Annotated in this window: 14 protein-coding genes; 1 reads left to right on the top strand and 13 read right to left on the bottom strand. The window is 70.2% G+C overall.

Going from position 1 to position 11,991, the window contains the following annotated elements:
- Window positions 1–9 precede the first annotated feature (9 nt).
- The 6 genes from VF697_RS36355 to VF697_RS36330 all read right to left on the bottom strand — a co-directional run bounded on the left by VF697_RS36355 (window position 10) and on the right by VF697_RS36330 (window position 2,753).
- A complete protein-coding gene (locus tag VF697_RS36355; protein ID WP_331102372.1) occupies window positions 10–441 on the bottom strand; it encodes a hypothetical protein in 432 nt (143 codons plus the stop codon).
- Window positions 442–479: 38 nt separating this feature from the next.
- Window positions 480–680 (bottom strand): hypothetical protein, encoded by a 201-nt coding sequence (locus VF697_RS36350; protein ID WP_309894268.1) that lies wholly within the window; start codon window positions 678–680, stop codon window positions 480–482.
- A gap of 52 nt (window positions 681–732) precedes the next feature.
- Window positions 733–954, bottom strand: coding sequence for a DUF3618 domain-containing protein (locus VF697_RS36345; RefSeq protein WP_331102368.1), 222 nt, complete (start codon window positions 952–954; stop codon window positions 733–735).
- Window positions 944–1,408: a phage holin family protein gene (locus VF697_RS36340; protein ID WP_414641405.1), complete on the bottom strand. Its 465-nt coding sequence runs from the start codon at window positions 1,406–1,408 to the stop codon at window positions 944–946. Before VF697_RS36340 ends, VF697_RS36345 begins: the two co-directional genes overlap by 11 nt.
- 108 nt (window positions 1,409–1,516) lie before the next feature.
- The gene (locus VF697_RS36335) at window positions 1,517–2,281 is read right to left on the bottom strand and encodes an endonuclease/exonuclease/phosphatase family protein (protein ID WP_331102366.1); all 765 of its coding nucleotides are present in this window, start codon (window positions 2,279–2,281) and stop codon (window positions 1,517–1,519) included.
- Window positions 2,282–2,291: 10 nt separating this feature from the next.
- A complete protein-coding gene (locus VF697_RS36330) occupies window positions 2,292–2,753 on the bottom strand; it encodes a hypothetical protein (RefSeq protein WP_331102365.1) in 462 nt (153 codons plus the stop codon).
- Window positions 2,754–2,993: 240 nt separating this feature from the next.
- Here VF697_RS36330 and VF697_RS36325 point away from each other — a divergent pair, with 240 nt between their 5' ends.
- Complete coding sequence (locus tag VF697_RS36325; protein ID WP_414641404.1) at window positions 2,994–3,899, top strand: M23 family metallopeptidase; 906 nt, start codon at window positions 2,994–2,996, stop codon at window positions 3,897–3,899.
- Between the two features lie 3 nt (window positions 3,900–3,902).
- On the opposite strand, the gene VF697_RS36320 is transcribed toward VF697_RS36325, so the two are convergent.
- From VF697_RS36320 to VF697_RS36290, 7 genes are all read right to left on the bottom strand, one after another.
- The gene (locus tag VF697_RS36320; protein ID WP_331102363.1) at window positions 3,903–4,796 is read right to left on the bottom strand and encodes a 3-keto-5-aminohexanoate cleavage protein; all 894 of its coding nucleotides are present in this window, start codon (window positions 4,794–4,796) and stop codon (window positions 3,903–3,905) included.
- A 28-nt stretch (window positions 4,797–4,824) separates the two neighbouring features.
- Window positions 4,825–5,613 (bottom strand): enoyl-CoA hydratase/isomerase family protein, encoded by a 789-nt coding sequence (locus tag VF697_RS36315; protein WP_331102361.1) that lies wholly within the window; start codon window positions 5,611–5,613, stop codon window positions 4,825–4,827.
- Window positions 5,556–6,266 (bottom strand): TetR/AcrR family transcriptional regulator, encoded by a 711-nt coding sequence (locus tag VF697_RS36310; RefSeq protein ID WP_331102360.1) that lies wholly within the window; start codon window positions 6,264–6,266, stop codon window positions 5,556–5,558. The genes VF697_RS36315 and VF697_RS36310 overlap by 58 nt, the downstream gene beginning before the upstream one ends.
- Before the next feature lie 94 nt (window positions 6,267–6,360).
- A complete protein-coding gene (locus VF697_RS36305) occupies window positions 6,361–7,926 on the bottom strand; it encodes a hypothetical protein (RefSeq protein ID WP_331102358.1) in 1,566 nt (521 codons plus the stop codon).
- Between the two features lie 120 nt (window positions 7,927–8,046).
- Window positions 8,047–8,397: a helix-turn-helix domain-containing protein gene (locus tag VF697_RS36300; RefSeq protein WP_047862667.1), complete on the bottom strand. Its 351-nt coding sequence runs from the start codon at window positions 8,395–8,397 to the stop codon at window positions 8,047–8,049.
- A gap of 69 nt (window positions 8,398–8,466) precedes the next feature.
- Complete coding sequence (locus VF697_RS36295) at window positions 8,467–11,028, bottom strand: LPS-assembly protein LptD (RefSeq protein ID WP_331102355.1); 2,562 nt, start codon at window positions 11,026–11,028, stop codon at window positions 8,467–8,469.
- A 45-nt stretch (window positions 11,029–11,073) separates the two neighbouring features.
- Window positions 11,074–11,991: AMIN domain-containing protein (locus VF697_RS36290; RefSeq protein WP_331102354.1), on the bottom strand; the 918-nt coding region annotated here is incomplete at its 5' end.

Genomic DNA, 11,991 nt, shown 5'->3' with positions numbered 1-11,991 from the left:
AGCAGTCCATCAAACCTGGGGATCGCGCGAGCCACCGGCACCGGTGTTCCCGGAGCCGTTCATGTCGGCCACGCGGCTGGCACCGACCTCGACGCCGCGCATGGCCGCCTCGGCCATGCCGAGCAGCTCGTCCTTGACCATGGGCAGCGCCGCCAGACGCACGCCCAGCCGGATGACGCGCGCGGTGGTGCGGGTGAAGAGCCCGCCGCCGAGCACGTAGCCCACGCCGAAAGCCGCGGCCAGCATCATGTACGGGTTGCGCTCCACGCGGCCCTTGAGATCCAACGTGCCCTGCAGATCCGTCACCGCGCCGCGGGCATCGTCCCACAGCTGCTGCGCGTCCGAGCCGATCCGGTCCACCCGGTGGCCGAAACCGGCCTGTCCCTGCTCGCCCTGCGCCTGGCCACCATTGCTGCCCGGGTTGCTCTGGAAAGTCGCCATGTCGGTACTCCGAGTCTTCGAGAGAAACGGTGAGGAGCTCAGCGGCGGGACGCGATGCGCCCGACGATGAAGCCCACGGCCACGGCGCCCAGGAGGCAGGTGCCCGGATTGGCGCGCACGAAGCTCACCACGCGGGTGTTGAGATCTTCCAGGTTGCGCCGCGCCTCCTCGAGCTGCGGCACCATGTTCTCCTGGAACTGACGGGCCTTGTCCTGCAGGTGCTGGGGATTGACGTCCATGGAAGCCATCTCCTTATCGGGGTTGAAGGGTGGGAACGAAGGTGTCGGGCGTCTAGCGCCGCCGGCTGCTGCCGATGAGGAATCCAACGAAGAACGCCGCGCCCACGCACGTCATGGGGTTGCGGCGCACCCACTGGCGCCAGTCGGTGCGCCAGGCCACCTCCTCGCGCAGCACGGTGACGGAGTGGACGAGCTCGTTGCGCGTCCGTTCGATCTCCGCGCGAATCTGCTCCGGGGACTGGGGCGAGGTCTTCACCTTGCCGTCAGCGGCCATGGCGGGCCTCCGGAGGAAGCGCCGCGGGCGCGACCGCGACCTGGGCCTGGGCGAGCACCTCCACGCTGCGGTTGAGCTCCTCGGTGGTGTCGTCCATCACCCGGTGGGCCTTGAGCCGCGAGGCGGCCCGCGCGATGCCCAGCCCGCCTCCCACGAGGTTGACCGCCCCCACCACCGCGAGCGACCCGTCCCACCCGAGCCACCTCACCAGGAAGGCGGACAGCGCCGCGCAGAGGAAGGCGTAGCCCACCAGCACGAAGGGAACGAAGGCGGCGATGCGCGCCACGTCCGTGCCCACCGCCCGCGCGTCGTCCATCAACTCCAGGCGCGCGAGCGTCAGGTGCTGTGTCACCAGCTTGCTGAAACCATCTGTCATGCGCCCGACGAGCGCGGCGAGTCCGCGCTCCGTCTGCTCGGTGCCCAAGCCCATCTGCTCCCCGGCCGTCGCTCTCATTCGGAGGCCCCAACGTAGGACCCCCCCGTTCTCCGCGACAACCCCGCCGCGAAGAAATGTGTCCGGCGTTCGTCAGCGTTGGCCACCCGACGCGCCGGAGCGCCCAGGTCAACCGATGAGCTCGACGGGCGCGGAGCGGGGCTGTGGACCCACCAGGGGGGCCTCGAAGCGCATCACCAGCGGCAGGTGATCCGAGGCCACCGCGGACAGCGGCGTGCCGTGGGCATGCAGGGCCAGCGGCCTCACGCCCGCGTCCACGTAGATGCGATCCAACCGCAGCAGCGGGAAGCGGGAGTGGTAGGTGCGCACCGGGGTGCCCAGCTCCAGGGCCACGTCGTGGATGGCCTGACGCACCAGCCCGGGCACCGCGCCAGGGCCCCAGTAGTTGAAATCTCCACACACCACCACCGGATCATTCCGCACGGCGTCGCGGAGGATGTCCGAGGACAGCAGGAGCGCCTCCTGGCGGCGGCGCTCGCGCATGCTCAACCCCAGGTGCAGGCAGAAGACGTGGAGCTGACGGCCCTCGCCCAGGTCCAGGTCGCAGCGCAACGCCCCCCGAGGCTCGCGGCGGGCCACGCTCAGGTCGTAGTTCTTCGACTTGAGGATGGGCAGCCGGGAGAGGATGGCGTTGCCATAGCGTCGGCCATTGCGCACCACGTTGGGGCCGAAGGCCATGTGCAGCCCGAGCAGCTCCGCCAGGTGCTCGGGCTGGTCCTCGCGCGGCGTCACGCCCCGGTAGTCTCCCACCTCCTGGAGGGCGATGACGTCCGCGTTGATCTCACGCAGCACCTCGCCCACCCGGTGGAGGTCGAAGACCCCGTCCGTTCCGATACCACTGTGGATGTTGTACGAAACGAGCGTCAGCTCCACGACCTGACCATCATCCCTGAACGAGGCGGAGACGCTGCGCGGCCAGCCGGGCCGCTTCCATGGGCAGCGACAGCAGGCGCCCCGTGGCCTTGGTGGCATCCTGGATGCCGGACTGGAGGGCGCGGAACTGACGCAGGGCCTCGTCGTACACGTCCTTGAGCGCCGCGCGCGACATCAGGGGCTCCTCGGCCATCGGGAGCGCGCCGATGGGCTGGCCCCGGTTGGTCGCGGTGGGCTTCACCGGGGCGTTGGGCGACAGGCCCGCCAGCGCCTCGAGCTGCGCGTTCATCGCGCGCACCTGGAACATCTCCTCTGTCTCCGCGTGGTTCCGACCGTACTGAATGGTCTTGTCGGAACGGCGCTCCGACACGCGCTTCTCGGACAGCTGCTGCTTGTCCCGGCGTCGCAGACCGCGGCTCGGAGCCGAGGCCTGGGGAACGGTGAAGTGGTCGAAGCTGTAGGTACGAGGCATCCGATTATCTCCCCCTCAGAATCAGAAAAACGGATACGCGAGAAGCTAGGGAGGGGTCAGCGCATAGGGAACGCTGAGACTCTCGGGGGCCTGCCCGTCCGCCTGCTCCACGGGGAGCGAGGCATGCGTCCCCTCTCCTTCCGAGGGTCGGCGCTGACAGCCACGCGGCGGACAATCGCGGGGTTGGCGCCGTCGTCATTCGTTGACGGGGCCCCCCTCCCGCACGCATATCTCGCCCCCGTGAATAGCTCCCCCCTCCGGAGGCTTCCCTTCCTCCTGCTGGTCCTCGGCCTGTCCGCTTACGCCGCCGAGGAGCGTCCCCTCCTCTCCCTCCAGCCTGAAGTGGCCCGGCCAGGCGACCCGGTGCTCGTCACCGTGCGTGGCCTCACCCAGGCGCCCACGGGCACGCTCGGAGAGCGCCCCCTGCGCTTCTATCCGGTGCGCGAGGGCTTCCAGGCCCTCAGTGGCCTTCCGGTGGAGCTGACGCCGGGCCCGGTGCAGGTGAAGGTGTCCGCGCCCCTCCTCGGTGGCACCGCGCCCGTGGAGCTCACCGGGAAGCTGGACGTGGTGGCCGCGGGCTGGCCGGCGCGCACGCTCAAGGTGGCCAACAAGTTCGTGAAGGCCAAGCCGGAGCCGGAGGTGCAGGCGCGCATGGAGGCGGACAAGGCCGCCTTCGCCGCCGCCTTCGCGCAGTCCTTCGCCCCGCCCCTCTTCGGGGAGAACTTCGCCTGGCCGCGCCAGGACAGCATCACCGCGCCCTATGGCGATCTGCGCACCTACAACGGCAAGAAGCAGAGCCAGCACTTCGGCACCGACATCCGCGGGGCCACGGGCGTGCCGGTGTACGCGGCCAACACGGGCACGGTGGTGATGACGCGCGATGCCTACGCCTCGGGCAACACGGTGCTCGTGTACCACGGGGCCGGGCTCTACACGGCCTACTTCCACCTGTCCGCCACGGACGTGAAGGACGGGGCGCGCGTGGAGCGCGGGCAGCTCCTGGGCAAGGTGGGCAGCACCGGCCGCGTCACCGGCCCCCACCTCCACTGGGGCGTGAAGGTGGATGACCTGTGGGTGGACGGCGAGACGCTGCTGAAGCTCGACTTCGGCGGCGCCCCGGCCGTTACCCAGCGCGAGAAGGAGTAGCGCTCACCAGGACTGGCCGATGCCGAGCGCGGCCCGGGCCTCGTCCGGGCTCATCGGCTCGCGGCCAATGTCCCGCGCGAGCCGCACGGCCTTCTCCACCAGCGGCCCGTTGCCCTTGGCCATCTCCTTGCCAGCCGGGTCCAGGTAGAAGTTGTCCTCCAGGCCCACGCGGATGTTGCCGCCGAGCACCAGCGCCGAGGCCACCAGCTTCCACTGCACCCGGGAGATGCCAATCACCTCCCAGGTGTCCTCGGGGCGGATCTGCCGCGCCATGGCCAGCAGGTTCTCCGCCGTGGGCGCCACGCCGCCGAGCACCCCGAGGATGAAGCTGTACTGCAGCGGCCCCTTGAGCGCGCCCATGGCCAGCAGCGGCTCCGCGTTGTGCACGTGCCCCAGGTCGAAGCACTCCAGCTCCGGCTTCACCCCGCCCGCGCGCATGGCCTCCACCGCCAGCAGGATGTCCGAGAAGGGGTTGGGGAACACGAAGTCGAAGACGAAGCCCTTCCGCTTCTCCGAGTACTTCGCGTAGTTCATCGAGCCCATGTTGAGCGCGGCCATCTCCGGCCGTGTCTTCGCCACGTAGGCCAGCCGCGCCTTCTTCTCCTCCTCGGACTCCACCCCCATGTTGAAGCCGCCGGTGGAGAAGTTGATGATGATGGGCGAGCGCTTGCGCACCTCTTCCTTGATCAGCCCGTAGATGTCGGCGCTCCACGACTGCTCCCCCGAGTCGGGCTCGCGGCCGTGGATGTGCACCACGGCGGCACCGGCCTCGTAGGCGCGACGGGCCTCCTCGGCGATCTCCACCGGGGAGTACGGCAGGTAGGGGCACTGATCTCGCTTCGCCAGCACGCCCGTCAGCGCACAGGTGACGATGACCTTGTCCTTCGACAGCGGCATGGGGCACCTCCTCGGGGACTTCGAAAGCTCAGCGGTCGTTCCACTTCGGGGGACGCTTCTCGATGAAGGCGGTGACGCCCTCGGCGGCATCCTCGGCCAGCACGTTGAGGGACAGCTGCGAGGCCAGGTACTCCAGGGCGGCCGGCAGGGGCATGTCCTCGGCGGTGAAGAAGGCGCGCCGTCCCAGGGCGAGCACCGCCTGGCTCTTGCCGGCGAGCTTCCCCGCGAGCCCCGCCACCGTCGCGTCCAGCTCCGCCGCGGGCACCACCCGGTTGAGCAGCCCCAGCGCGAGCGCCTCGCGCGCCGGCAGCCGCTCTCCCGTCAGCACCATCTCCAGCGCCCGCTTGCGGCCCAGGTGCCGCTGCAGCAGCGCCATCATCATCATGGGGAAGAGCCCCACGTCGATCTCCGGCGTGCCCAGCTCGGCGTGCTCGGCGGCCACGGCCAGGTCACACGCGAGCACCAGGCCCAGGCCCCCCGCGAGCGCGTGCCCGTTGACGCGCGCCACCGTGGGCTTGCGCAGATCCTGCAGCCGCTGGAGCAGCCGGCCATAGACGCGGCGCCCCTCGTGGGTGGCGAGAAAACCCCCCTCTCCGCCCAGCTGCCCGAGGTCTCCCCCGGCGCAGAACACCTTCTCGCCCGCGCCGGTGAGCACCACCACGCGCACGGCGGGGTCCGCCTCCGCCCGATCCAACGCGGCCAGCAGCCCCTGCAACACCTCGGGCGAGAGCGCGTTGCGCGCCTTCGGCCGATCAATCGTCAGGAGCGCTTGCCCGCCTTCGCCTTGGTACCGGACGACGACCTCTCCTGCTTCCATGACACCCCCGCGGCAGTGGCGGCGCCGGGAAGGACGCCGCGAAGGAAGGACTCGGCAATCTGCACCTTGGCTCTGTCCAGCGCCTCGGGACTGCGGTCTTCCATCAACCCGGAGACAAAAGCGGTGAGGCCCATCTCGATGGCACCGAAGAGGAGCGAGGCGCTGATCATCGGGTCCAGGTCCGCGCGCAGCTCCCCGGCCTCCTGGGCGCGCGCGAACATGTCCGCGGCCATGCGGATGGCGTCGAGGAAGGCCTGCTGCCGGCTGACGACGTGGCTGCCCGCGGGGCTGCGGCCCACCTCCAGGATGAGCACCTTCACCGCGCGCGGATCCACCCGGTAGGCCTCGAAGGCCACGTCCGCGATGCCGCGCACCTTGTCCTCGAGCGAACCCTCGCCCTGGGCCACCGTGCGCATGCGCGAGACGAAGCCGCTCCACCCCGTCTCGGCGACGGTCTCGAGCAGCTCATCCTTGTTCTTGAAGTAGTGGTAGACGAGCCCGTAGGCCACGCCCGCCTCGCGCGCCACGTCCGCGATGCGGCAGCCGTGGTAGCCCTTGCGCGCGAACACCTCGATCGCCGCGCGCAGGATGGTGCGGCGACGCTCGTTCTCCCGGCTCCCTGCCTCCTCCGACTTGCGCTGCTGCGGACTCACGCGCTGTGTCTCCCCGGCCGGTTGACTCGTCAATCAGCCGGGGAGGACGCTACGGACGCGGGGGCTCGCGGTCAATGCCCTTTGCCGCGCCTCGTCACGGGAAGACGACGCCGTTCACCTTGGGCGCCGCGACCTGGGCCTTGTAACCCTCCACCGGCGAGGCGGTGAAGATGCAGTCCGCCGTCACCTCGAAGTCGATGCCCGGGGTGGCATAGTTCGGAGCGGTGGGGTCGGTGGGGTCGCGCGTGTCCTTGATGATGTAGCGCAGGCGCGTGTAGGCCGGGTAGGTGAAGGCCTTGCCCCGGGCCAGCGCGGCCACTTCCACGGGCCCGACCGACACCGCGTTGCACCCGTCGTCGTCACCGTTGCGGGCCATGCTGTTGAACCAGGGGTCCGCCATCAGGAAGTCCACGGGCACCTGCTTGAACTTGGCGAGCGTCACCGGCGGCAGCGGGCTGAGCGTCTTGACGACCGGCTTCGGGTTGCGCTGCGCGGTGGCCGGCTCCCGGTCCTCCTTGTGCGGCCAACCCGTCCAGAGGATGCGCTCCTGGACCCAGATGAGGGTGGTGGCGTCGTACCTGCCGTTCTTTCCATCCCACACCCCGTTGCCGTTGGCGTCGACGTAGCGCTCGCCCTTGTCCCACGTGCCGCTGTCGTTGTTGTCGACGAAGGGCTCGGTGAGGTCCACGAACGGCTCGCTCTCCTCCCGGGTGCCGTTGTTGTTGAGGTCGTCGAAGGCCTCCTCGCCCGTGGTGACGGCGATCATGCTCACCAGGTTGTCGCGGGGGTTGTTGGTGAGCGGGCTGCCGTCCCTGTCCCGGCGGATGGGATCCGGCCGGCGCGGCTCCTGGAAGGTGGCCTCCCGGTCGAAGTTGGCGATCGGATCCTCCACCCAGGCGAACGGGTGCATCCACAGCGGGGCGATGTACTCGCCGGTGTAGGTGGGGTTGCTGATGTCCCTGCCGCTGCCGGGGGGATTCCAGGTGAAGGTGCCCGGGCTCACATCCTCGGGCAGCGGCAGCGAGGTCTTGTACATGACCTCCGCGTTGCCCACCACGCTCGTCACCGAGGTGGAGCTGGGGCCGATGGTGCCGGCCTCGGTGAGGAAGGACACCTGCGCTCCGGCGATGCCGTCGCCGTTGCGATCCGCCACATGGGCGATGCAGCGCAGCTTCACACCGGCGATGAGATGACGCGACTCGTCAAAGGCGCCGATGGCATGCACGCCGCCCGAGGCCTCACCGGCCACGGTGCCGCACTGGAAGGTGAACTGGCGGGAGTTGGAGCTGGAGCCCGCGAAGGTGACCGCGGGGCTGATGGCCACCTTGTCCACCACCCGGGCGACGACGACCACGGAGGAGACACGGCCTCCCTTGGCCACCACCTGGGTGGAGACGATGCCCGTGCCCACGTTGGTGTCCGCCTCGGTGGGGTTGAGCTCGACGCCCGGGACGGGAGCCTGCAGCTCGAAGGTGACATGCACGCCCGGCTGCGGTTCGCCGCGAGAATCAATGGCGCGGAAGTTCAACGTGGTGATCTCCCCGAGCCGAGGCTGGAGTGGAGACTGATCCACGAACTCCAGCGTCGACGGGGTCGGGGCGCTGCATGCTGCCAGCACCCCGCTCGTGATCGCCACATACACGGCGAGACCCAGACGCATCTGAGAAGACTCCTTGAAGGGGAAGAGCGCCGCGCGCTGTTGACGCACAGCCAACACTTCCCATCTTCCCGGTCTCAGATGCGTCCCGTCAAGGACGGCAGCCTTCCAGGCTGCGGGGGGTCAGGCCGCCGAGCCGCTGAACATGGCGCGAGCCACACCCAGCAAGCGGTCTACATCACGGGCCGTGAGGCCCCGGGCCCGGGCGAAGTCCGACAACGGGCGCAGAAGGTCCTCCGTCTGCGCTGGAGTCTCCTCCGTTCCCGCGAAGAGCTCGCCAAGGCTCACGCCCAAGGCCAAGGCCAGGGCGGCAAGGGTTTCCACATGTGCAACGCGCTCTCCCCGCTCGATCATCGAGAGGAAGGAGACGCTGATTTGCGCCCGTTCCGCGAGCTCCTCCTGCGTCCACCGCTCCGGACGTTGGGTGCGAAGTTCACGAATACGCTGTCCAATACGTTTGCCGAGTTCCGACACGAAAGACCTCGTCCTCCTCAGGGGAAACAGTCAGGGAGTGAAAGAACCACGCACATGCGCCGGGGATTCCTAACCCCCCGTTCCGAACGTCCCCACCCCGGTGATCGTGAGGTTCACACCGAAGTCGGGACGCGCTCGCCCCCTCTCGAGTCGGGCGACCCCCTCGATTCGCCAGCAGTTGCACGCGGGGCCATACGACACCGCGAACCACTGCTGGTTGAGAGGCGACTCACTGCGAGCCTGTGGCTGTACGATGGCCTCGTATCGCAATCCGAGCCCGAAGCCGAGCGTCACCTGCGTGCCCGCTCGGAGGAACTGTGCTCGCTGGTCACTCGTGCGAGCAGGCCCTACCAAGGCGTCCAGGCTCCTGCGCAGGCGATCCGACCCCACGCCGATGAGGTCGTCATATGCGGCGAAAATCTCCCCCTGGGGGACGGAAATGCGGAAGTCGGCGCTGAGCTGGGCGATGCGGTTGGTGTTCGGGTCGTACCGCAGGAGCCCGTTGCCATTGAAGCGGCCCACATTGGCGGACAGCCGACCATAGGTGTCGCGCACGGTCCGGTCGTCCTCCAGCGCGGTGCCACGGCCCAACGTAGGGGCATGCCTGGACAGGTCGAACCCCTGCCCGAGGGTCAAGCGGACGAGCTCACTGCGAACGCCCTCCCGCCGCGAGTGGAGCGTCTGGGTCAGCTCCACCAGCCCGTGGAGGAAGCGCTGCGCCGCGCCCACGGGGGTGGCGGGCAGGGCGGCGTCGATCTCGTCATAGACCTGACCGGGACGATCCGGCGAGGCACCAGGCGAGGGCAGGCCGCCCCAGACGATGGGCACGTAGCGCAGCCGCACCGAGGGCATCACGGAGTGCCGGAAGGTGGTGCCGCGCAGCTCGAAGGTGCGCGCCAGCTCGGAGTCCGCCACCAGGTCCAGGATGGGGTAGCCCCGCTGCGCCGTCCGGCCGGAGACCTCGCCCGCGTAGAAGTCCTGACGCAGCGCGAGCGCGGGGGTGAGGCGCGCGAAGGGGCCCAGCCCGAAGGAGGAGGACAGCCGGGGGAGCACATCCAAGCGATCCCTCGCCTCCCGGTCCGAGGCATCGAAGACACCATTGCCCTGGGCGGTATCGACGTCCCGGATGCCCCCGGGGTTGGCGGCGGCCAGCAACCGCTCCGGATCATAGCGGCCGTCCTCGCCCTCATCGCCAAAGGGGGCGCGCAGCGGCGACAGGCGGGTGAACTCCACCTTCACGCCGCCCATCAGCCCGCCCGGGAGGGGCCGCTCGGGCAGGGCCCAGGTGAGCGAAGGGAGCTTTTGGATGGTGCGCGGCGCGGAAGTGAGGGGCCCGGCGAGCACCGCCCCGACAGGCGCCTGGGTCCGCCCCAGCAGGCCGTAGCCCCAGCGGATGTCCTGGCGCAGTCCCACCTCCAGGCCCGCCCAGTGGTCGTCTCCCCGGTGGTAGAGGACGCCCGTGCTGCGCAGGTACTGGTTCTCGCGGGCCACGATGTCCGCGGTGACGTCGCGCGTGTAGAAGCCGTCGGAGACGACGAAGGCGTCGATGCGGTCATGGAAACCGCCGCCCAGGTCCTGCTTGTGCTGCAGGGAGGCCTCGCCGCGCAGCCCGCGCCGCTCGCGGATGACCTCGCGCTGGGGGTCCAGGAAGTAGTCGCCCGTCACCGGGTTGCGCACGGGCTTGAGGTCGTAGAGCAGCCCCAGCGTGGCGCGGCCGTCGGTGCGCGTCGAGGGGACGTAGCGGAACTCCGTGAGGAGCCGCGGCCCTCGAATGCCGTTGCGGGTCGGCTCGGGCCGGGTGAGCGTCTCGACCGTCCCGTCCGGCAAGGCGAACGTGCGCGCGACGTCCGCCTCGGGAGCCCCCAGGTAGAAGGCGGGGGTGAGGGTGATGTCATAGCTGCGCCCGAGCGTGACGAACACCGGCTGCTCGAAGGAGAAGCCGTTGAGGCTGCTCGTGGTGGGGCGCGGGACGAGCAGGCCGGTGCGCCGCTCGGCCAGGGGCAGGTACACCCAGGGCAGCGCGAACACCGGCACCGAGTGCACGTACACCACCGGCCAGGTGAGCGTGGCGTGGTCGTTCAGCTCCACCGTGGCGCGGCTGGCCTCCATGCGCCAAGTGGGCGTGTCCGCGTCACAGAGGCACGGGGCGAAGGCGAGCCCGTCCACCTGGAAGGAGTTCTCCCCGGTGCGTTTGATGCGCGAGCCGCTCAGCAGCACGGGCGTCTCGCCCAGGTCCCTCAACTCCTTGGGCGTCTGCGCGGCGAGCAGTGCCTCCGGGGAGACGCCGCGCTTCTGCATGAAGAGGCCGCCCTTCACGTTGGCCTCGAGCGACTTCACGTCCACCGTCACCTCGTCGGCCACGGCGGCCATCTGGCCGCTGACGAGCATGACGTTGCCCTTGGCGACGGCGACCTCGTTGGCCTGGTCGTAGGTGACCTCGTCCGCGCGCAGCAGCACCTCGCCCGAGCGCAGCACGGTGTGGCCGCGCGCGGTGAGCACCTGGCGGGCCGGATCGTACAGGACGTAGTCGGCGGCCAGCTCCACGGTCTCCCCGGAGGGGAGCTGGAGTTGGGTGGACAGGGGTAGCTGTGCCGACACCAGCAGCACGGCCACCGGCAGCAGGAAGCTCATGACCCTCTCGACGCAGGTGGGGCGTCGCGCTTCCCTATATCAGCATCAGCGGCCCGCGGGGCGCTGGAACTCGATGGAGACCTCGTTGCCCTCCTGGTGCGTCTGGTAGGGCACCTGCTCCTTGAGCCGGATGGCCACGCGCACCGTGCGCGAGGGCCCCGCGTCCGCATCCACCGCGGCCACCGCCGTATCGAAGAAGGAGGTGTCCAGCGCGCGGGTGTTGTTGGACTCGGCGATGCGGGTGTTCTCCAGCTCCAGCACCACCATCTTCTCGCCCCGGGTGACGGAGTAGCGGACGGGCTCGTTGGTGCGCACGAAGACGCGCGAGCCCGTGGACTCCTGCCGGAAGCCCACCAGCGTCATCGTCTTGCCGCGCGAGGAGACGCCGGCGCTGCTCCCCTGCTCCGGAGCCCGGCGCGGCGTCTCGGCCTGGGCGACGCGGGGCTCTCGCGCCTGGGCCTGCTGGCGCTTCTTCTCCTCGGCGGCGGCCTGGGCCTCCTCGCGCTGGCGCTGCCGCTCCTCGGCCTGCTCGCGCTTGCGGTCCTCGGCGGCGGCGCGGGCCTCCTCCTGCTGGCGCTTCTTCTCCTCGGCGGCCGCCTGGGCTTCCGCCCGCTGGCGATCCCTCGCCTCGGCCTGCTGGCGCTTCTTCTCCTCGGCGGCGGAGGTCGCGGAGGCCTGGGCCTCGGCCTGCTGGCGCTTCTTCTCCTCGGCGGCGGCGCGGGCCTCGTCCTCGCGGCGCTGCTTCTCGGAGGCCGCGGCCGCCTCCTTCGCCGCGCGCTCCTGCTGGAGGCGCTGCTGCTCGGCCTGGGCCGTCGCCGCTCGGGCGGACTCCTCCTGGGCCTTGCGATCGGCTTCCGCGCGCGCCTGGGCCTGACGCTGGGCCTCGGCCTGCTGGCGCTTCTTCTCCTCGGCGGCGGCGCGGGCCTCGTCCTCGCGGCGCTGCTTCTCGGAGGCCGCGGCCGC

It is taken from the genome of Archangium sp. (genome assembly GCF_036388035.1).
GTDB lineage: Bacteria > Myxococcota > Myxococcia > Myxococcales > Myxococcaceae > Archangium.
This window is presented reverse-complemented; position numbering and strand designations above follow the sequence as displayed.